Source organism: Streptomyces sp. NPDC002926 (assembly GCF_053591755.1).
The window spans coordinates 338996-360207 of record NZ_JBSFUK010000004.1; the positions used below are offsets into that span (position 1 = coordinate 338996).

The window sequence follows — 21212 nt, forward strand, 5'->3', positions numbered from 1 at the left end:
AAGTGGTGCCGCCCTCCTCAGCGCAGCTTCGGGTCAAGGGCGTCACGCAGCCCGTCGCCGACGAAAACAAATCCGAGAACGGTCAGCACGATCGCGACACTCGGGTAGACCCACAGGTAGTCCTTGACTCCCAGGAAGTCCTTGGCGGACGCGAGCATGTTGCCCCACTCCGGAACCTCCGGGCTGACGCCGACGCCCAGGAAGGACAGCGACGCCTCGGCCACGATGGCGCCGCCGACGCTGAACGCGGCGTAAGCCATCACGGCGGCAATGGAGTTGGGGATGATGTGCCGGATGATGATCCGCGAGGTGCTCGCGCCCAGGGCGCGCGCGGCCAGCACATAGTCGGCTTCGCGGACCGAGAGTATCGAGCTGCGCAGCAGGCGGGAGACCGTCGGCCAGGAGAAGACGGCCAGCGAGATGATGACGGGCATCACGCCGCGGCCCATGGCGATGATGATCACGATGGCGCCGATGAGCAGGGGGAAGGCGAAGAAGACGTCGGCGATGCGCATCAGCACCGAGTCGGTGCCCTTGCCGAAGTAGCCGGCCAGCGCGCCGACGATGATGCCGATGAAGCAGGCCAGGAAGATCGACGCGAGGCCGACCTCGACGGCGATACGGGTGCCATAGATGATGCGCGAGAACTGGTCGCGGCCGAGCGCGTCGGTGCCCAGCCAGTGCGCGCCACCCGGGCTTTGCAGCGTGCTGTTGAGGTCCTGGTGGTACGGGTCCGCGGGGGCGATCAGCGGAGCGAAGATCGCGGTGAGGAAAAGCACGGTGACCAGCAGGAGGCCGACCACCGCGAGCCGGTTGGCCAGGAAGCGGTGGCGGATCTCGCCCCACTGGGTGACGCGTGCGATCGCGGGTTCGCCCTGTGTGGGACTGACCACCGATTGAGTGGCCGGTTCCCCCGCCCCCGCTGTGCTCTTGGTGAGCTCGGTCATGGGTGTAACTCCTAGAACGGGCTGCCTGGGATCAGGCGAGACGGATGCGCGGGTCGAGGACCGCGTACAACAGGTCGACCAGCAGGTTGAGCAGGACGAACACGGCGACACCGAAGGTCACCACGCCGATGATGATCGGGTTGTTCTGCTGCTGTACCGCTTGCACCAGAGCGAGCCCGATGCCGTCCCAGTTGAAGATCGCCTCAGTGATGAGGGCGCCGCCCAGCAGCGTGCCGAAGGAGATACCCAGGTAAGTGACCACCGGGATGATCGAGTTGCGCATCACATGCTTGAAGAGCACGGTCCGCCGCGGCAGCCCCTTCGCGATGGCCGTCTTGACGTAGTCGGCCTTCAGCACCTCGAGCATGGTGCCGCGCATGAGTCTCGCCACGAGCGCCGCGTCGAGGATCGCCAGAGTGAAGGCGGGCAGGATGAGCGAGTTGAACGAGCCGTCGGAGATCAGCGGGAACCAGTCCAGCTTCACCACGAAGGCGGACTGGAGGACCATTCCGATGACGAACGAGGGGAAGCCCACGGCCATCGTGGTGAGCAGGGTGATCAGCACGTCCCAGAACGAGTACCGGAAGAGCGCGGCGATCAGGCCCGCGAAGACACCGATGACGATGTCGATGACGATGGCGACGATGGCCAGTTCGGCCGTGTTCGCCAGCTTTGGCTTGAGGACCTCGGTCACCGGACGCCGCTGAGTGAAGTCCTCACCCAGATCGCCCTGTGCCAGGTTTTTGACGAAGTTTCCGTACTGCACGGGAAGCGGGTCATTGAGCCCGTACCGTTCCCTGAGCTGTTCGACGACCGCCGGATCGCGAGCCTTGTCGCCTCCGAGCGAGCCCACGGGGTCTCCCGGGAGAACGAAGAGACAGGCGAAGAGAACAACAGTCGCACCGAAGAGGACGACCACCATCTGCCCGAGCCGCCGGATCACGTATCTGCCCACGATGCCTCCTTCACATACTGAGCGTGGGGGTGGGCGGCATCATCCGATCGGGAGAGAGGCCGCGACCGGGCGCGGATCGAGGGGGCGCCCGGACCTGAGCAAAGGCCGTGGAGACCGAAGAAGATACTCCGACCTCCACGACCTTCGCTGAACTTGCTGTGAGAAGGCGCTACTTGAGCGTGATCTCGGCGAGGTTCGGGTCCTCGAAGAAGTTCATCGCAACGTTGCTGAACTTCGTGGTGTTGGCGAGGCGGTACTGGCTGCGCTTCCAGAGCGGGATGAGGCCCTGGTCGGTGTCGATCGCCAGCTTCTCGGCCTCCTGGTAGATCTTGGCGCGAGCAGCGGAGTCCTTGGTGGCGCGAGCCTTCTTCAGCAGCTCGTCGTACTTCGGGTTGCTGTAGCGGCCCCGGTTGTCACCGAGCGCCTTGCCTTCCTTGTCCTCGTTGATCGAGCCGGTCGCGAGCAGCGGGAACAGGAAGTTGTCCGCGGTCGGGTAGTCGGCACCCCAGGCGGAACGCCACAGACCGGCGGTCTTCTTGTCCTGCTGCTCGGCCAGGGCCTCCTTGAACGGCTTGCCGTTCAGCTTGACGTTGAGGCCGAGGACGTCCTTCAGCTGCTGCGCGATGGCCTGGACCCACTCCTCGTGGCCGGCACCGGTGTTGTAGCCGAAGTTGAGGACCGTGCCCGGCTTCAGGCCGGACTTGGCGGCCAGCTCCTTGGCCTTCACCTTGTCCTGCTTGGCGCAGGTGGTGCAGACGCCCTCCTGGTAAACCTCCGAGAACGACGGCGGCAGAACCGAGGTGGCGGGCTTCATCATGCCCTGGAAGACGCCCTTGGCGATCGCCTCACGGTCGATCGCGTACGAGATCGCCTTGCGCGCATCGGGCGTGTTCAGCGGAGCGTTCTGGTTGAAGGCCACCAGGTAGTTGACACCGCTGGAGTCCATCTCGAGCCACTGCTTCTTCGCCTCGTACTTCGCCTTGGCGACCGGAAGCTGCGGGGTGGGCATACGCGCCCAGTCGAACGTGCCCGACTGGAAGCCCTGGTACTCCAGGTTGGAGCTGTTGGCCGGGTTGAGGATGCTGATCTCAACCTTGTCGAGCTTGGCCTTGGTCAGACCGTAGTCGTCGTTGCGGACGAGCGTGATCGACTTGTTGTGCTGCCACGAGCCCTGCATCTTGAAGGGGCCGTTGCCGATGGGGGCGTCGTTGAACGCCTTGTTGTCGGCGGCGCCGGCCACCTTCGGGACGGGGCTGAAGACCGCGTGGACGGTCTTCTTGTCGAACTCGAAGTCGCCCTCGCTGAGCGTCACCTTGAGGGTGGTGGCGTCGGGCGCGGTGAGACCGGCGAACTTGGCGCTCTTGCCGGTGTTGAGGTCCTCGTAGCCCGCGATGCCGGCCATGTGGTACGCGACGTCGGAGGCCGAAGCCTTGGCGGCGACACGAGTCCAGCCACGGATGAACGACTCGGCGTCGACCGGCTCACCGTTGGTGAACTTGGTGCCGCTCTTGATCTTGAACGTCCAGGTCTTGCCGTCCTCGCTCGTGGTCGCGGACTCGGCGAGAGTCGGGACGAGCTTGCCGTCAACCTTCACGCCGTACAGGCCGGTGAAGAGGTTGTGGGCGACGAGCATGCCCTCCGATTCCTGCGCGTTGTACGGATCGATGGCCGTAGGCTCGGTGACGCCGAAGCGGAAAGTACCGCCGGCCTTACCCGCGCCCTTGTCGCCGTCCTTGTCTCCGCCACCGCAGGCAGTCGCAGCAAGGGCAATGATTGCCGCTCCCGCGACCCACTTGGCGCTCTTGGCACCACGCATGGGTTCCTCCTCATGAGTCCACTTGTCACAACAAGAGGGGCACATCTACGCGCGCTGACACCCCTGACAGCGCAATTCGTCAAGTGCCCCGAATGTGCTCGCGAGTCGGCACTCCCCACAGTGCATGACCCATTGACCCGAGCTCAACGGAGCCAACTATTGAGTACAGCCGGGCCGTAAACCACACTTAAAGGGTCTCGTTTTGACAACATCAGTCCTGGTCAACGGATCGAAATCCGGACAAACTGAGTGCAGACAGACACCCCCGAAACGGACCGTTAACACATCTTCCGGAGATCAGCGGCCGATAGTCGAACAGCACGCTCATGAAAACAACTTGACCCGGAAGGCACATCGCGCAGGTCATCGCGACGAACGGCCCGGCCCCCCGCAGTCGCTGCGGGGGGCCGGGCCGTCGTTACGGCATACTGCTGAGCTGACTCGATGTCAGTTGCGCTTGGCGCGGGAGGCGGTGCGGCCGCGCTCCTTCTGGTCCAGGACGACCTTGCGGATACGGACCGTCTCCGGGGTCACCTCGATGCACTCGTCGTCGCGGCAGAACTCCAGGGACTGCTCGAGCGACAGCTTGCGCGGCGGCACCACGTTCTCGGTGGTGTCCGCGGACGCGGCACGCATGTTGGTGAGCTTCTTCTCCTTGGTGATGTTCACGTCCATGTCGTCGGCACGCGAGTTCTCACCGATGATCATGCCCTCGTAGACCTCGGTGCCGGCCTCGGTGAAGATGACACCGCGCTCCTGAAGGTTGATCATCGCGAACGGCGTCACCGAGCCCGAACGGTCCGCCACCAGCGAGCCGTTGTTACGGGTGCGCAGCTCGCCGAACCAGGGCTCGTGGCCCTCGAAGATCGAGTGCGCGATGCCCGTGCCGCGGGTCTGGGTCAGGAACTCCGTACGGAACCCGATCAGGCCGCGGGACGGCACGATCCACTCCATACGGATCCAGCCGGACCCGTGGTTGGTCATGGTCTCCATACGGCCCTTGCGGGTCGCCATCAGCTGCGTGATGGCGCCGAGGTGCTCCTCGGGAGAGTCGATCGTCATGCGCTCGATCGGCTCGTACGTCTTGCCGTCGACCTGCTTGGTGACGACCTCGGGCTTGCCGACGGTCAGCTCGAAGCCCTCACGGCGCATCTGCTCGACCAGGATGGCCAGCGCGAGCTCACCGCGGCCCTGGACCTCCCAGGCGTCGGGGCGCTCGGTGTCCAGGACGCGCAGCGAGACGTTGCCGACCAGCTCCTTGTCCAGGCGGTCCTTCACCTGGCGGGCGGTGACCTTGTGGCCCTTGCCGCCCTTGCCGACCAGCGGCGAGGTGTTCGTACCGATGGTCATCGAGATCGCGGGCTCGTCGACCGTGATCAGCGGAAGCGCGATCGGGTTCTCGGTGTCGGCGAGGGTCTCACCGATCATGATGTCCGGGATACCGGCGATGGCGCAGATGTCGCCCGGGCCCGCCTTGTCGGCCGGCTTGCGGGTGAGCGCCTCGGTCATCAGCAGCTCGGTGATGCGGACGTTGGACATCGTGCCGTCACGCTTGATCCAGGTGACGGTCTGGCCCTTCTTCAGCTCACCCTGCTCGACACGGCAGAGGGCGATACGGCCGAGGAAGTTGTCGGCGTCCAGGTTGGTGACGTGGGCCTGGAGCGGCGCGGCCTCGTCGTACTCCGGGGCCGGGACGTGCTCGAGGATCGTGGTGAAGAACGGCTCCAGGTTCTCGCTGTCGGGCGGGACGGTGCCGTCCTCCGGCTTGGTCAGCGAGGCGACGCCGTCACGGGCGCAGGCGTAGACGATCGGGAACTCGATCTGCTCCTCGTCCGCGTCCAGGTCCAGGAACAGGTCGTAGGTCTCATTGACGACCTCGTCGATCCGGGAGTCCGGGCGGTCCGTCTTGTTGATGCAGAGGATGACGGGCATCCGGGCCTGGAGGGCCTTGCGGAGCACGAAGCGGGTCTGCGGGAGCGGGCCCTCGGAGGCGTCGACGAGGAGGACGACCGCGTCCACCATCGACAGACCGCGCTCCACCTCGCCACCGAAGTCGGCGTGGCCGGGGGTGTCGATGATGTTGATGGTGATCGGGGCCCCGCCGGCCTTGGGGTGGTACTTCACGGCGGTGTTCTTCGCCAGGATCGTGATGCCCTTCTCACGCTCCAGGTCGTTCGAGTCCATCATGCGGTCGTCGAGGTGCTCGGCGGCGTGCGCGGCGAAGGAGCCGGCCTGCTTCAGCATGGCGTCGACCAGGGTGGTCTTGCCATGGTCGACGTGGGCGACGATGGCAACGTTACGGATGTCGTGGCGCGTGGGCATGCTGGCTGGCGCTTCTCTCGATCGTGGGATGCGGCGTTGTTTTCCTCGTACGCCCGCCGGGCGGACACGCCACGGCTGGTCCCCATGGTACGGGGCCGTCGCGTCCGGGGCTTCCCGGGCCGATCGGGAGGGGGTTCTGGTGCGCTGGGGGTGCGAAAAAGCCTGGGTCAAGGGTTGGTACGAGCTTGCCCGCCGGCGCTGCCGGCGGGCAAGGGACTTGAGCCAGTTCTGAGGTTCTGACCTGCTACTTCTTAGTAGACTTCGAACTTTCCGCCTTCTTGAAACCAATGTCCTGGTACCTGGGTGCCGCGAAGCCGAAGGCTCCGGCGTTGACCACCTGAGGCTTGGCCGCCACCAGCTCGGGACGCTGGTAGAGCGGGATGGATCCCGCCGCGGCCCAGATCCGGGCGTCGGCCCGGCGTACCAGATCGCGTGACTCGTCCTGGTCCAGCTCGGCCGCGGCCTGGTCGAAGAGCTGGTCGATGTAGTCGCTGCCGACGCGGGTGTAGTTCTGCTCCACCAGGAGCGAGCCGTCACTGGCGGGCCTGGGCTTGGCGAAGATCGGCCGGGCGTCGGTCGCCGGGAAGGCGGTGGCGGGCCAGGAGTAGAGGGCCATGTCGTAGGCGCCCGAGGCGATGTGGTCCTTGAAGAAGGACTCGTCGGCGACCTTGGTGATCTCGGCGTGCACGCCGATGCGGTCGAGCATCTTGGAGATCTTGTCGCCTACGGTGCGCAGCGCCTCGGAGCCGGGCCCCGCGGGGAGGACGAAGCGCAGCGTGAGCGGCTTGCCGTTCTTGCCGAGCGGGCCGCCCGCGCGGGCCGGTGCGGCGGTGCCGAGCGGGGCGTACGCCCCGGCCACCCCGCCCTTCCGCTCCTGGGGCTTGATCCCACCCTTGTTCGCGAGGTCGTCGTGCAGGGCGTCGGCCCGCTGCCGCGGGGCTCCGCCCTGGAGGGCCGCGCCGGGGGCGGGGGCGAGGATGCGTGTACCGCCGGTGCCGGTCTCGGCGCGGTGGCCGCCATCGGCGGGCTTGTCGTCGCCGACGATGTACATCCCCTCGCTGGACGCCTTGTCCTCCTGCCCTTCCTCCGGCTTCGTCCTGAGCTCCGCCGAGCCCGGCGCTGCCTTCACGCTCGGTACTGCCTTCACACTCGGTACTGCCTTCACGCTCGGTGCTGACTTTGCCCCCGGCGCCGTCGTTGCGCTCGCGCTCGGCGCCGTCAGTGAGCCGGGTTCCGCTTTCTTGCTGCTGCCGCCCTCGCCGCCCGCCTTGGCCGGGTCGTGCTTCTCGAGCGCTCCGCCCCGGGTCCAGCCCGCGTCGGCCAGCAGCGCCTGCGCGTCCTGGGTGCTCTGCTTGCCGAGCGCGCCGCTGTTGTCGGCGTACGCCCGCTGGCCGGCCAGCGCCAGATGGCTGCCGGGCGGAACGGCGGGCAGCCCGAGCGGGGTCAGTACGGCCTCGGCGAGCTCCTTGCGGTTCAGAGCCCGGCCCACCGCGCGGCGCACCCGGTCGTCGGCGAGCGGGCCGGACTCACCGTTCAGCGCGAGCTGCGTGTACGCGGGCTCCAGCGACTTGCGGACCACGAAGCCGCGGAGGGCGGTCTGCTCATTTGCGTACACCTCGGCGGCCACGGCGCTCTGTCTGCGGGCTTCCCGAGCGGCCTGGGCCTTGCCGTCGTCGGAGCCGTTCGCCAGCGCCCAGGATTTGAGCGCGGCGGACGGGGTGATGTCGGCGCCCGGCCCGTGGGAGAGCGCCTTGCTGCCCGCGCCCTTGTCCCGCAGGGCGAGAGAGATACGGTCCGCCACGTGCCGGTCGACGGCCGCGAGGTCGAGACGGCCGGCGGCGAGCGCGGCGGCGCGGTTCTCGCGCGGCACCGCGGTCAGCACCAGCCGCTCCAGCTTGGCCGCCTGTCCCCACCAGCGGGGATTGCGTACGAGGGTGGCGGTGCCCGCCTTGGCGTCGGTCGACGCCAGCTGAAAGGGGCCGGCCATCGCCTTCAGCGTGGTGCGGGCTCCGTCGTTGAAGGAGTCCGGGGTCCCCGTCACTTCCTTGGGGTAGAGCGGGGTGAAAAGGGACTGCCAGTCCGCGTACGGCTTGTTGAAGGTGACTTTGACCTCAAGGTCGCTGGCACCCTTCTCGATCTTCTCGATCCGCTCGTAGCCGGAGTTGTGCGCGGTCCAGTACGCGGAGTCCCTGCCGTTCAGGGCGTGCCACTGGGCGACGAAGTCGGGCGCCCCGATCTCCCTGCCGTCGGTCCACACCGCCTGCTGATTGAGCTTGTAGAGCACGACCTGCTTGGGCTCGCGATCGATGATCTCGGCGGACTCGACGTAGTCGGGATTGCGCTGCGGGCGGCCGCGCCGGTCGAGCGTGAAGAGGGAGGGAAGTACCGCCCCGGCGATTCGGGTCGTGGTGGCGTCGGCATCGGCCTGGAAGGCGTTCAGGGTGGTGGGCAACGTGTCGACCGCCCAGCGCAGCGTGCCTCCGTCGGCGACCAGGTCCCGCGCGGCGGGGGCGATGTCCTGGGCTGCCGCCGGAGCATCGCTCTCGTCCTCGCCCGAGCTGCAGCCGGCCAGGACCGGCAGAGCGAGCATGCCGCTGGTCAGAAGCGCGACGGAGCGGAGCGTTCGGGAGCATGTCCTCCCGCGGGGGGCGTCGACCTGGGACATGGCATATACCTCTTTGTCCTGGTTCATGGAATTTAGAGATGATCACACCGATTCCCGTCCACTGAAGTGGACGGAACCGGACAGGCGACGGAGACACGGCGGCCCCACTCGCAAGGTCACCCGTGCAGCCCAATGCAAAATCCGACATATCTCATCGGAAAGGGAGAAAATGGGGGAGCAAAATACGAACTACGAGGGGCGCGCCACAAGCGCATGCGCCGGGAATCCCTGCACGTCCCTTCACAAGCGGGGATGTGACGCGCGACACTCGCAGGCGCATGAGCGATGCCACCGCACCCTGCGGAAGTGAGGGCAAGTCATGTCCGAGCAGGAAGAACTGACGGCGATCCAGCACCGTCTCGACGAGCTGCTTCAGCGCGTCGGGCAGCTGGAGCACACCGTCGATCAGCTGCGTGCCGCCGGCCCGGCCGCGCCGGCGCCCGCCCCGTTGAAATCACCGGGTCGCCCCGAGCTGGTCACCATCCCCGACACCCCGTACAACACCGCGCTGTGGACGGACACGGACGACGAGGGGCTCGGAGCGCGCGACCGGCACGCACCCTGACGGGCCCGGCCCGTAGGCAGACCGGAGCCCACACCCGACCCCACTCCATACGGAGCCTTCGTTGGCCACTGGTACCGAACCACCACAAATCAATACAGGCGTACACGGCGCCACGCGCGCCGCCATCGGCCCCCGCCATCTGCGGACGGACCGCTGGTGGCTCGCCCCGGCCCTGACTGCCGCCGGGCTGCTCGCGTTCATCGTCTACTCGACGTGGCGCGCATTCTCGAACGCCGACTACTACGCAGCGCCGTATGTCTCGCCGTTCTACTCGCCCTGCCTCGCCGAGAACTGCGAGCCCATGCGGGGCGGCCCCAACTGGGAGATCTTCGGGAGCTGGTGGGGCCTGTCCCCCGCGCTGCTGATCCTGATCTTCCCACTGGGCTTCCGGCTGACCTGCTACTACTACCGCAAGGCCTACTACCGGGGCTTCTGGGCGTCGCCCCCGGCCTGCGCGGTCGCCGAACCGCACAAGAAGTACACCGGCGAGACCCGCTTCCCGCTGATCCTGCAGAACATCCACCGGTACTTCTTCTACGCGGCGATCCCGGTCGCCGGAATCCTCACGTACGACACTGTGCTCGCCTTCCGCAACGAGCACTACGAGTGGGGCCATATGGGCCTCGGCACCCTCGTCCTCCTGGTCAACATCGTGCTGATCTGGGCGTACGCCTTCTCCTGCCACTCCTGCCGGCACATCATCGGCGGCCGGCTGAAACATTTCTCCGCACACCCGGTGCGCTACCGCCTGTGGGGCTGGGTCGGCAAGCTGAATGAACGCCACATGCTTCTCGCATGGACGTCGTTGTTCAGCGTCGCGCTCGCCGACTTCTACGTCTATCTCGTCGCGTCCGGTGCCTTCGACGATCCGAGGTTCTTCTGACATGACGCAACTCGAACGACAGCAGTGGGACGTCGTGGTGGTGGGTGCTGGCGGCGCGGGCCTGCGCGCCGCCATCGAGGCGCGCGAGCGGGGCGCCCGTACCGCGGTGATCTGCAAGTCCCTCTTCGGCAAGGCCCATACGGTGATGGCCGAGGGCGGCATCGCCGCCTCCATGGGCAATGTGAACTCCGGGGACAACTGGCAGGTGCACTTCCGCGACACCATGCGGGGCGGAAAGTTCCTCAACCAGTGGCGGATGGCGGAGCTGCACGCGCGCGAGGCGCCCGACCGGGTCTGGGAGCTGGAGACCTGGGGCGCGCTCTTCGACCGTACGGCCGACGGGAAGATCTCCCAGCGCAACTTCGGCGGGCACGAATACCCGCGCCTGGCGCACGTCGGGGACCGTACCGGCCTGGAGCTGATCCGGACCCTGCAGCAGAAGATCGTCTCGCTGCAGCAGGAGGACAAGGAAGAATTCGGGGACTACGAAGCCCGGTTGAAGGTCTTCCAGGAGTGCACGGTCACCCGCGTGCTGAAGGACGGGGACAGGGTCTCCGGCACCTTCTGCTACGAGCGCGAGTCCGGGCGCTTCTTCGTTCTCGAAGCGCCGTCCGTGGTGTTGTCCACCGGCGGCATCGGCAAGTCCTTCAAGGTGACGTCGAACTCCTGGGAGTACACCGGCGACGGGCACGCGCTCGCGCTGCTGGCCGGCGCGCCGCTGCTCAACATGGAGTTCGTGCAGTTCCATCCGACCGGCATGGTCTGGCCGCCCTCGGTGAAGGGCATCCTGGTCACCGAATCGGTGCGTGGCGACGGAGGGGTGCTTCGCAACTCCGAGGGCAAGCGGTTCATGTTCGACTACGTCCCGGACGTCTTCAAGGAGAAGTACGCGCAGTCGGAGGAGGAGGGTGACCGCTGGTACGAGGACCCGGACCACAACCGGCGTCCTCCCGAGCTGCTGCCGCGCGACGAGGTGGCCCGCGCCATCAACTCCGAGGTGAAGGCGGGCCGCGGCTCCCCGCACGGCGGGGTGTTCCTGGATGTCTCCACCCGTATGCCGGCCGAGGTGATCCGGCGCCGGCTGCCGTCGATGTACCACCAGTTCAAGGAGCTCGCGGACGTCGACATCACGGCCGAGGCGATGGAGGTCGGCCCGACGTGCCACTACGTGATGGGCGGCATCGCCGTCGAGTCCGACACCGCGGCGGCGGTCGGCGTCCCGGGCCTGTTCGCGGCGGGCGAGGTCGCGGGCGGGATGCACGGCTCCAACCGGCTCGGCGGGAATTCCCTGTCCGACCTGCTGGTCTTCGGCCGGCGGGCGGGGCTGCACGCCGCCGAGTACGCGCAGGGGCTCGGCGAGCGCCCGGCGCTGGAGGAGGCCCAGATCGACGAGGCCGCGGCGGAGGCACTGCGTCCGTTCAGCGCCGAGGGGCCGCAGCCGGGTGAGGAGAACGGGCGGCCGCCCGAGAATCCGTACACCCTCCACCAGGAGCTCCAGCAGACGATGAACGACCTGGTCGGCATCATCCGCCGCGAGGCAGAGATGCGGCAGGCCCTGGAGAAACTGGCCGACCTGCGGGTACGGGCCCGGCGGGCCGGAGTCGAGGGCCACCGGCAGTTCAATCCCGGCTGGCACCTGTCGCTGGACCTGCGCAACATGCTGATGGTCAGCGAGTGCATCGCGCGGGCGGCACTGGAGCGCACGGAGAGCCGCGGCGGACACACTCGCGAGGACTGCCCCACCATGGAGCGCGAGTGGCGGCGGGTCAATCTGCTGTGCCAACTGATCGATCCGACGGGAGGGTTGGCGGCCACCGATCCGGTGCGCGGCCAGATCTCGCTCGCACGGAAGACGACGGAGCCCATCCGACCCGACCTGCTCGCTCTCTTCGAGAAGGAGGAGCTGGTCAAGTACCTCGCCGAAGAGGAGCTCTACGAGTGAGCAGCTACGAAGCGGCCTTCAGGGTCTGGCGCGGTGATGCGGACGGCGGGGCGCTGGAGGACTTCACCGTCGAGGTGAACGACGGGGAGGTCGTCCTCGACATCATCCACCGCCTCCAGGCCACCCAGGCCTCCGACCTCGCGGTCCGCTGGAACTGCAAGGCGGGCAAGTGCGGTTCGTGCAGCGCCGAGATCAACGGCCGGCCGCGGCTGTTGTGCATGACCCGGATGTCGGTCTTCTCGCGGGAGGAGACGATCACGGTGACGCCGCTGCGGGCGTTCCCTGTGGTGCGGGACCTGGTGACGGATGTGTCCTTCAACTACGCGAAGGCGCGTGAGGTTCCCTCCTTCGTGCCGCCGCCCGGTGTGAAGGCCGGCGACTACCGGATGCAGCAGATGGATGTGGACCGCTCGCAGGAGTTCCGCAAGTGCATCGAGTGCTTCCTGTGCCAGGACACCTGTCATGTGGTGCGCGACCACGAGGAGAACAAGGCCGCGTTCGCGGGTCCGCGTTTCCTGATGCGGGTGGCGGAGCTGGACATGCATCCGCTGGACGCGGCGGCCGAAGCGGGCCTGGACCGCAAGAAGGCCGCCCAGGACGAGCACGGCCTCGGGTACTGCAACATCACGAAGTGCTGTACGGAGGTGTGCCCCGAGGGCATCAAGATCACGGACAACGCGCTGATCCCGCTGAAGGAACGGGCGGTGGACCGTAAGTACGACCCGCTGGTGTGGCTGGGCGACAAGATCAAGCGCCGCGGGGCGACCGACCGGGGGAGGGACTCCTAGGACACGCCCCGTCGAGGACCGGCGGCGGGGCTCCCCCATCCTTCCCGGTACGCCGTCCAGTCGCCCTCCTCCGCCGCGAAGTCGACATACAGCGCGACCCCGAACCGCTCACGGCCGCGGTCCGTGCGCCCCAGGCCCAGCCGGGTGCCACGGACCGCGGCCGCGACCGTCTCCGCGGACTCGTGGTGCCCGATGTCGTCCTCGTGGAAGAAGGGCAGCCCCATCAGCAAGTCGGTCTCCTGTGGGGTGACTTCCAGGGCGAGGCTGGTCTGCTGGGCGACATAGCCGCCGTACAGACTCTCCAGCGGCATGGAGGTGTCGTACGACATCACGGCGATCTGGTCGACCCGGCGGGCGACCTGGCCGAAGAACTCCTGCGACCACCACTTGGGGTGCCCTGTGAGCCCCCCGGCGACGGAGTGGAGCGCGGGCAGCGGGTCGATCTGGTGGGCCGCTATGGAGAGCGGGACCTTGCGGGCACGGGTGAGCTCGCGCAGATCGTCCAGCAGGGACAGATAGTCGCGGTCGCCCGAGTGCAGCGGCTCCAGGTCGTAGTGGATGCCGTCGAAGCCCGCGTCGAGGACCTGCCTGGTGGAGCGCACCACGGCGGCCCGGGTGCCGGCATCGGGCAGCCGCAGTCCGACCGGGCCCTCGCTCGCCAGCTTGTCGCCGAGCCAGGCCTGCACGCGTATACCAGGGAGCTTCCGGTGTACGGCGTCGATCAGCCACCGCGCACGTGCATAACGGTCGGCGGGAAGCGTCCCGTCGTGCTCGAGCGGCCCGGCGTGGACGTACAGGTCGCGTATCCCGGCGCCCCGTATACGTCGGGCGAAGGCGTCCAGGTCGGCGTCCTTCTTCCGGCCGTCCACCCAGGCGTGACCGAGCCAGATGGCGTCCTTGCCGCGCGTCCTGGTGCCTTCTTCGATGTCACCCGCGTAGTTGGCGCGCAGCGCGATCGCACCACCGAGGGCGGGGACAAGGAGGAGGAGGGCGAGGGCGAGCGCGATCCGCCTGGGCCACTTCAGGCGGGGGCTGCGCCACCCCCGTACGAGAGCACGCCCACCCGGAACGAGCGCACGCGCGCCCCGAGCCCCGCGCAGCGCCCGTACACGCTCGCGCATCCCCACCTGCTTGTTGATCCCCATGAGCCGCAAGGCTAGATCACGGGTCTGACAATCCGGGTGTCAGAACATGCTGAGCAGCTGCTCGACGGTGGGCTCGGCCGTCGAGTCACCATCGGGCAGGGCGAGTTCGAACCAGACCGTCTTGCCGCGTGGGGTCCGGCGCGAGCCCCAGGCAGCGCTCAGCAGTCCGACGAGCTGCAGTCCACGGCCGCCCTCGTCGGTGTCGCGGGCCCGTCGCCGTCTGGGCTGCACGAGGCCGGCGTCCCACACCTCGCAGACAAGGGTGCGGTCGCGCAGCAGCCGCAGCCGGATCTCGTCCTCGCCGTACCGCAGGGCGTTGGTGACCAGTTCGCTGACGAGCAGCTCGACCGTGTCCACCAGCGATTCGAGGTCCCAGGTGATCAGCTGGGCGCGGGCCAGCTCACGGGCCCGTCCCACCGATCGGGGCTCGCGCGGCAGCCGCCAGTCGCCCACCGCCTCCGTGGGCAACCCCTGGATGCGCGCCATCAGCAGCGCGATGTCGTCCTCGCCGTGCCGGGTGTCGAGAGTGTTCAGCACGTGGTCACAGACGTCTTCCAGGGAGCGTGAGGTATCGGCGCGCAGCGCCGTCGTCGAGGGGTGGAGGCCGGGCGACGGGCGGGAGGGATCGGTGAGCGCGGTCCGGAAGGCACGCAGGCCCTCGTCGAGCGGGTGGTCCCGGGATTCGACGAGCCCGTCGGTGTAGAGCGCGAGGAGCGCGCCCTCCGGGAGCTCGACCTCCACCTCCTCGAAGGGCTCGCCGCCCACACCGAGCGGCATCCCCGGCGGCACGTCGAGCAGCAGTGCCTCCTCGCCAGGTTCGACGAGGACGGGTGGCAGATGGCCGGCGTTGGCGAAGGTGCAGCGTCGGGTGACCGGGTCGTAGACGGCGTAGACGCAGGTCGCGAGATAGACCTCGGAGAGGTCGGCGTCACGGGACTTGTGGGCGACGCGCGAGGCCTGCTGGGTACCGCTGGGGCTGCCGAGGCCGCGGGCGATCTCGTCGAGCGCGGAGAGTACTTCCGCCGGCTCCAGGTCCAGCAGCGCCAAGGTCCGTACCGCTGTGCGCAGTTCACCCATGGCGACGGCGGCCCGCAGACCGCGGCCCATCACATCGCCCACGACCAAGGCTGTGCGGTGGCCGGGCAGTTCGATGACGTCGAACCAGTCCCCGCCGACCTCGGTGGCCGTATTGCCCGGGAGATAGCGGCAGGCGATGTCGAGTCCCGCGGCCTCCGGGTCGCCCGGCGGGAGCAGGCTGCGCTGGAGGATCAGCGCCCGCTCGTGCTCCCTGCGGTAGAGCCGGGCGTTGTCGATACAGACGGCGGCGCGGGCGGCGAGTTCGGTGGCGAGCGCCCGGTCCCGTTCCCCGAAGGGCTCGCTGCCCTTCGTACGGGAGAACTGGACAAGTCCGACGACGGTGTCGTGCGCGACCATCGGCACCGCGAGCGTGGACTGGACGAGGGTGCCTTCCTCGCCCGGGATCGACTGGACCCGGGCGGTGCGCACTGCGCTCGCACAGGGCGAGTTGAAGGGATAGCGGTGGACCTCGCCGACGGCGGTGGGGGTGCCGCCATCGGACCGGCAGCCGGGGGTGGTCACCAGCGGGGCGTCGGAGACGGCGCTGGCGAAGGCGACCCTGCGCAGCTCGGCGCTGCCGTCGGCCCGTCCGGGCGGGGCCTCGTCGCCGGTGAGGAGCCCCAGGAACAGGTCGACCGATGCGAGGTCGCAGAAGCCGGGGACGGCGACGTCGAGGAGTTCGCGGGCGGTGGTCTCCAGGTCGAGGGAGTTGCCGATGCGGGCGCTCGCCTCGTTGAGGAGCGCGAGATTCCGCCGGGCGTTCGCGGCCTCGCGGGCGGCGATGTTGCGGCGGGTGACATCGGTGCCCAGACCGGCGACGCCGATGGGCCGGCCGGTTCCGCTGTGCACCCGGTAGAGATTGATCGACCAGTGCCTGCGGTCCGCGCTGCCCGGGGCGCTCCCGACGATCTGGAGATCGATGGCGGATTCGCCGGTCTCCAGTACGCGGCGCAGTGAGGCGTTCATCCGCTCCGCCTCGGGGCGGGCGAGATAGTCGTGGACGGTGCGCCCGCGGTGGTCTTCGACGGCGCCCCCGAAGACCATGGCAAAGCGCTGGTTGGCGCGCTGCACCGTGAGATCCGTGCCGAAGAGGAGGAAGCCAAAAGGAGATTGGCCGAAAATAGCCTGCGAAGCGGCGAGATCAGTTTCGATCCGGCGCAGTGCCCGGACGTCGACCACGATGCAGAGCGCAGCCCTTTCGCCACTCTCCGTCTCGCTCGGCATCACATAGACCTCGGCTACGCCGTGCGCGCCGTCCCGACCCGGCATGCGGAAAGGGACCAGGCCGGTCCACTCCTTGCCGTCGAGTATCTCGGCGATCTTCCGGTGGCCGCGCGGGCGCAGCTCGGCGGGCATGAAGACCTCGATCGGGTCCTTGCCCCTGACCTCGTCAGGGGTGATGCCGAAGAGGTCTACGGCACGCCGGCTCCACTGGTCGACCAGCCCGTCGGCGCCGATCGAGAAAGAGGCAACCTTGATGTAGTCATAGATCGAGCCAGGCGGGCTGCTCTGCCACACGACACCGCTCGCCGTCCCAGGTATTTCGCTCACGCGACCGTCCCCTCCAGCTCACCGCACCGGACCGGCCATGACCGCAGTATTCAGCACTACGGCTCCGACCGACACGGCGTTCACGATCACAGCACGGTCTCGTTCGTTTTCGGCCGAGTCCGAACCGGCCGGAACCGTCTCCGACGTGATCGTTGTCCCCTGACTCTTCTAACCAGCGACGGGCAGCTCGAACCACACGGTCTTGCCGTTCCTGTCCCGCCGCGTTCCCCAGCGGCGAGCCGCATCGGCCACCAGTCGCAGTCCGCGGCCGCTCTCCTCGTCGGGCTCCGCGTTGCGTTCGGTGGGGGGATCCGGCAGGGGATCGGAGACTTCCACCAGCAGAGCGGGGGCGGTGGCGCCCCGTTCCGGCCGGACCAGCCGGACACCGATCGGGCCCGACGCGTACCGCAGGGAGTTGGTCACCAGCTCACTGACCAGCAGCACGGTGACATCACCGATCACCGAATCCAGTCCCCAGGCGCGAAGGGTGTCGCGGACGACGTGACGGGCGGTGCGCACGGCACCGGCCTCGGCAGGAAAGGTCCACTCGGCGCATTCGCCATCAGTGTCGATCACGCTGCCCACTTCCCGGACCAGCAGCAGATCCATGCCCCACTTCAAGGACTAACCAGGGCATACCCGATATTTGGTACGAGGCACCCCGGTCGCCGGACCAATGAGCCGCCGAGGCACGAACGGGCGCACGCGCCAGTCGCGCGCCGCCTTCGCACCCGGTGAGCGGTTCGGGCCGGACCGGCCGACAATTGGTGATCCGTCATGGCCCGGCCGAGCCTGGCTCAACAGGCTTACACAAAACTGACATGTCAGGCCGTAACGCGTCGGCCCTCGGCCCGTCTGCTCGCACGACGAGGGTCAGTCCAGTTCGCCCGATGCCTTGAGCTCATCGAAGAGCAGTTGGTCGACCGGAGGGACCTGGGCCCGGTCGAGGTAGGACAGCCAGGCGATTTCCTCGATCTCACTGCTGGCGATCAGCGTGCCCCGGTAGTCACCGGCGTAGCAGCTCATGCGCACGACAACGCCGTCCGAATGACCGTGAGCCTGGGCTTCGTAGGTGCCCACGTGCGACACGGTCGCCGGGAGGACGGCCACGCTCAGTTCTTCTTCCACCTCGCGGAGCAGGGTCTGCAGATCGCTCTCGCCGCCCTCCCGCTTCCCGCCGGGGATGTAGTAGACGTCCTTGCCCCGGGAGCGCGCGCAGAGGATCCTGCCGTTCTCCACCCGCACCCACGCCACCGTGTCGATCAAGACCGACATGCCCTGCCCTCACTCATGCGGAATCCGTCAGGCCGGACCTTACCCGCACGAAGTCCGGCCGGGAGAACGCCGCGGAAAAGGCTGTCGTGCCCCGGCTAATGGGCCGTCTGGCCTATACGCTCGACCCAGTAGAGCTGCTTGTGCCCGCGACCGTCGAGGGTGTCCGCGATCTGCTGCGCCTCGTCCCTGGTGGCGTACATGCCGACGCGGTAGCGGTTCCCGTTGTCGTCCCGCCGTATGACGAGCCAGGGGAGTAAAGCGCCACTGTCGTTCATCGCGCCCCTCCCCGGATCGGCCTGCAGGTCTGTAACGATCGCCAGGAAACCCCATTACGCATATGCCCGAGCCTACGCCTGACCTTTACTCAGCGGATACGGGTTTTCACAAAGAGATATGAGAGAGGGGGCGTATCCGGCCGGATGCGCCCCCTCTCACTTATGTCACCCCGGCCCCTCAGTCCGTGATTCCGCGGGCTCTGTGGACACCGCAGGCACAGTGGACCGGACCGGACAGTCCGCGATGTCCGGGAGCTCCTACGCCGTCTCGCACACGGAGCAGGTGTGCGTGGCGGTGATGTCCTGGATCTCGGCCTCGGTCCCGTTCGCCGGGTTCGGCCCGGCCAGGCAGGACTTGCCTTTCGTCGCCCAGGCGACCAACGGGCGGAGCACCAGGGCGAGTCCGGCCGCGACAAAGGCGGAGAAGGCCTCGGGGTACCGGCCGAGAGGCCGAAGACAGCGAGGATCAACACGGTCGAGGCGATCGCCATCGCACCGAAGCCGGCCGGATTCACCGCGTGGAGACAGGCCCGCTTGAACTCGATGCACTTGGGGCCGGCCGTCACCTCCTGCTACGCATCACCGGGCGCATCACCAGCCACATCGCAGGTCGCCTCCGGGGCCGCCTCGCGGGTCACTTCACCGGCAGGTGGTACGCGATCCGGTAGCGGTCCGCCGGGACGACCACGTCCGCCGTCTCGACCGCCCGCCCCGAGGCGTAGTACGTCCGCTCGACGACCATCACCACATGGCCCGGTACGCCGCCGAGCGCCAGGAGCTCCTCCGCCAGCCCCGGCCGCGCGCCGACCTCCTCCGCCACGTTGTCCACGACGATGTCGATGGCGGCCATCCGCTCGACCACACCGCAGCCGCCCAGCGGACCCTCCTCCGGCAGCATCACCGGCGTACGCCCGGTGACTTCGAGGGGCTCCCAGGAGGTGGAGAGCATCATCGCCTCGCCCGCGTCCCGGAACACATAGCGCGTACGCATCACCCGGTCGCCGAGCTGGATGCCGAGCCGGGCCGCGATCTCGGGGCTCGCCCCCTCCTGTTCGCTGCTGGACTCCCAGGTGCCCCGGGCCCCCTCCTCCGCCTGCTCCTGCCGAAAGGGGTTGGCGCCGGACGGCGGCCGGTAGCCGGAGCGGGAGACAGGGCGCGGGACGGGCCGTTCACGGACATACGTACCGGAGCCGGAGCGGCCCTCGACCAGGCCCTCCGCCATGAGGACCTTGCGCGCCTCGAGGGCGACGGTGTCCGAGACGCCGTACTCCGCGCGGATCCGCGCCTGTGAGGGGAGACGGGTATGCGGCGGCAGCGAGCCGTTGACGATCTTCTCGCGGAGATCGCTCGCAACGCGCAGATAGGCGGGCTGCTCACCGAATGTCACTGGCCACTCCCAACAGGTTGACAGACAGCAACAGCGTGGCAACCCTGGGTTGCTGACCGCAAGCATGGGCCAAAGTTTCACTCGAAGTGATGACTTGCCTGTACGCAGGGGTTTGCCGCAGGTATGCCCATCATTCGGCGCTGGCACCCTTGACCCTAATGGTCCAGACCAATACGTTCCTGGCCATGCGCCGAAACTGCCGAAGATCCCTTGCCAGAGCGGCCGTTGCCGCCTGCTCCCTCTCGCTCCTCGCCGCCCTCGCGCCCAGCGCCTCCGCCTCCGCCTCTGCCGGCGCCTTCGACTCCGCCGGTACCTCCGACGCTGCCTCCGCACATGGCGGGCAGCACCCGGGGCCCTCGTACAAACGCGTCGGCTACTTCACCCAATGGAGCGTCTACGGCCGGGACTTCCAGGTCAAGGACATGGAGACCAGCGGCCAGGCGGCCAAGCTCACCCACGTCAACTACGCCTTCGGCAACGTCAGTTCCGACGGCACCTGCTTCACCGGCAATGTCCCCGGCGAGGCCGACGCCTGGGCCGACTACGCCCGTCCGCTGGACGCCGCCGACTCCGTGGACGGCGTCGCCGACACCGCCGAGCAGCCGCTCGCCGGCAACTTCAACCAGCTGCGCGAGCTCAAGGCCAGGCACCCCGCCCTCAAGGTGCTCATCTCCCTGGGCGGCTGGAGCTGGTCCACCCACTTCTCGGACGCGGCCCGCACCCCCGCCTCCCGCAAGGCCTTCGTCTCCTCCTGCATCGACCTCTACATCAAGGGCAATCTGCCGGTCGACGGAGCGCGCGGCGGCGCGGGCGCCGCGGCCGGGCTCTTCGACGGCGTCGACATCGACTGGGAGTGGCCGGGCTCGGCGGGCGACACGGACACCGTCTTCCGCCCCGAGGACAAAAAGAACTTCACCGCTCTGGTACGGGAGTTCAGGACCCAGCTGGACGCCTACGGCAAGTCCCTCAAGAAGCGCAAGCACTACGAGCTGACCGCCTTCGTCCCGACCGCTCCCGCCAAGATCGACACGGGCTTCGAGGTCTGCAGGATCATGCGCGATCTGGACTTCGTCAACCTCCAGGGCTACGACTTCCACGGCTCCTGGGAGTCGACCACGGCCCAGCAGTCCGCGCTCTACGCACACAATGACTTCAGCGTGGACCAGACCGTCGACGCCTGGCGCGACCGCGGCGCCCCCGCCCGCAAGCTGGTGATGGGCATGCCGTTCTACGGCCAGGGCTGGACGGGCGTGACCGGTGGCGGCGACGGCCTGAATCAGCCGGCCGCGGCACCCGCACCCGCGACCTGGGCGGCCGGCTACGAGGACTACAAGGCCCTGAGGAAGCTCGCCGACTCGGGGACGTACACGCTCCATCGCGACCGGCGGAACGGCCACGCCTGGCTCTTCGACGGCACCACCCTGTGGACGTACGACGACCCTGAGGTGCTGCGCACCAAGACCTCGTACATCCGTGACCGGGGCCTGGGCGGCGCGATGTTCTGGTCCCTGGACGGAGACACGGCCGACGGTGAGCTGATCAGCGCCGTCGACCGGGGGCTCGCCCGCCGCTAGCGCTCAGCGGGATTCGGATGGGACCGGCGCCCGGGCGGTCGGTGG

General features: G+C 68.2%; 17 protein-coding genes. 5 read left to right on the top strand and 12 right to left on the bottom strand.

Features of this window, described 5'->3' with window-relative positions:
- Positions 1-17: 17 nt before the first annotated feature.
- The 5 genes from ACWDZ6_RS10660 to ACWDZ6_RS10680 form a co-directional block, all read right to left on the bottom strand.
- Complete coding sequence (locus tag ACWDZ6_RS10660) at positions 18-947, bottom strand: ABC transporter permease (protein ID WP_451502562.1); 930 nt, start codon at positions 945-947, stop codon at positions 18-20.
- Positions 948-978: 31 nt separating this feature from the next.
- Complete coding sequence (locus ACWDZ6_RS10665) at positions 979-1902, bottom strand: ABC transporter permease (RefSeq protein ID WP_326652352.1); 924 nt, start codon at positions 1900-1902, stop codon at positions 979-981.
- A gap of 169 nt (positions 1903-2071) precedes the next feature.
- A complete protein-coding gene (locus ACWDZ6_RS10670) occupies positions 2072-3718 on the bottom strand; it encodes a peptide ABC transporter substrate-binding protein (RefSeq protein WP_326652351.1) in 1647 nt (548 codons plus the stop codon).
- Between the two features lie 447 nt (positions 3719-4165).
- Positions 4166-6040 (bottom strand): translational GTPase TypA, encoded by a 1875-nt coding sequence (gene typA, locus ACWDZ6_RS10675; protein WP_389174906.1) that lies wholly within the window; start codon positions 6038-6040, stop codon positions 4166-4168.
- Positions 6041-6284: 244 nt separating this feature from the next.
- A complete protein-coding gene (locus tag ACWDZ6_RS10680; RefSeq protein ID WP_451502687.1) occupies positions 6285-8705 on the bottom strand; it encodes an ABC transporter substrate-binding protein in 2421 nt (806 codons plus the stop codon).
- Between the two features lie 319 nt (positions 8706-9024).
- On the opposite strand from ACWDZ6_RS10680, the gene ACWDZ6_RS10685 reads away from it, so the two are divergent.
- The 4 genes from ACWDZ6_RS10685 (at position 9025) to ACWDZ6_RS10700 (ending at position 12883) form a co-directional block, all read left to right on the top strand.
- On the top strand, positions 9025-9270 hold the full coding sequence (locus ACWDZ6_RS10685) for a hypothetical protein (RefSeq protein ID WP_451502563.1): 246 nt from the start codon (positions 9025-9027) through the stop codon (positions 9268-9270).
- A 61-nt stretch (positions 9271-9331) separates the two neighbouring features.
- Entirely contained in the window at positions 9332-10153 is an 822-nt protein-coding gene (locus ACWDZ6_RS10690; RefSeq protein WP_451502564.1) for a hypothetical protein, read from the top strand.
- 1 nt (position 10154) lies between these two features.
- Positions 10155-12095: a fumarate reductase/succinate dehydrogenase flavoprotein subunit gene (locus ACWDZ6_RS10695; protein WP_366732854.1), complete on the top strand. Its 1941-nt coding sequence runs from the start codon at positions 10155-10157 to the stop codon at positions 12093-12095.
- Positions 12092-12883, top strand: a complete 792-nt coding sequence (locus tag ACWDZ6_RS10700) for a succinate dehydrogenase/fumarate reductase iron-sulfur subunit (RefSeq protein ID WP_451502565.1) — start codon at positions 12092-12094, stop codon at positions 12881-12883. Before ACWDZ6_RS10695 ends, ACWDZ6_RS10700 begins: the two co-directional genes overlap by 4 nt.
- Here ACWDZ6_RS10700 and ACWDZ6_RS10705 read toward each other — a convergent pair.
- From ACWDZ6_RS10705 to ACWDZ6_RS10735, 7 genes are all read right to left on the bottom strand, one after another.
- Positions 12880-14028, bottom strand: a complete 1149-nt coding sequence (locus tag ACWDZ6_RS10705; RefSeq protein WP_451502566.1) for a hypothetical protein — start codon at positions 14026-14028, stop codon at positions 12880-12882. The genes ACWDZ6_RS10700 and ACWDZ6_RS10705 overlap by 4 nt on opposite strands.
- A gap of 39 nt (positions 14029-14067) precedes the next feature.
- Positions 14068-16656 (bottom strand): SpoIIE family protein phosphatase, encoded by a 2589-nt coding sequence (locus tag ACWDZ6_RS10710; protein WP_451502567.1) that lies wholly within the window; start codon positions 16654-16656, stop codon positions 14068-14070.
- A 168-nt stretch (positions 16657-16824) separates the two neighbouring features.
- The gene (locus tag ACWDZ6_RS10715; RefSeq protein ID WP_451502688.1) at positions 16825-17241 is read right to left on the bottom strand and encodes an ATP-binding protein; all 417 of its coding nucleotides are present in this window, start codon (positions 17239-17241) and stop codon (positions 16825-16827) included.
- Positions 17242-17529: 288 nt separating this feature from the next.
- Positions 17530-17931, bottom strand: coding sequence for an NUDIX hydrolase (locus ACWDZ6_RS10720; RefSeq protein ID WP_351452133.1), 402 nt, complete (start codon positions 17929-17931; stop codon positions 17530-17532).
- A 95-nt stretch (positions 17932-18026) separates the two neighbouring features.
- Entirely contained in the window at positions 18027-18206 is a 180-nt protein-coding gene (locus ACWDZ6_RS10725) for an SPOR domain-containing protein (protein WP_351452135.1), read from the bottom strand.
- Between the two features lie 258 nt (positions 18207-18464).
- Positions 18465-18599 (bottom strand): hypothetical protein, encoded by a 135-nt coding sequence (locus tag ACWDZ6_RS10730; RefSeq protein WP_451502568.1) that lies wholly within the window; start codon positions 18597-18599, stop codon positions 18465-18467.
- A 241-nt stretch (positions 18600-18840) separates the two neighbouring features.
- Positions 18841-19593: a GntR family transcriptional regulator gene (locus ACWDZ6_RS10735; RefSeq protein ID WP_326652340.1), complete on the bottom strand. Its 753-nt coding sequence runs from the start codon at positions 19591-19593 to the stop codon at positions 18841-18843.
- 158 nt (positions 19594-19751) lie between these two features.
- On the opposite strand from ACWDZ6_RS10735, the gene ACWDZ6_RS10740 reads away from it, so the two are divergent.
- Positions 19752-21167 (top strand): glycoside hydrolase family 18 protein, encoded by a 1416-nt coding sequence (locus ACWDZ6_RS10740; RefSeq protein WP_451502569.1) that lies wholly within the window; start codon positions 19752-19754, stop codon positions 21165-21167.
- The last annotated feature ends 45 nt before the right edge of the window (positions 21168-21212 follow it).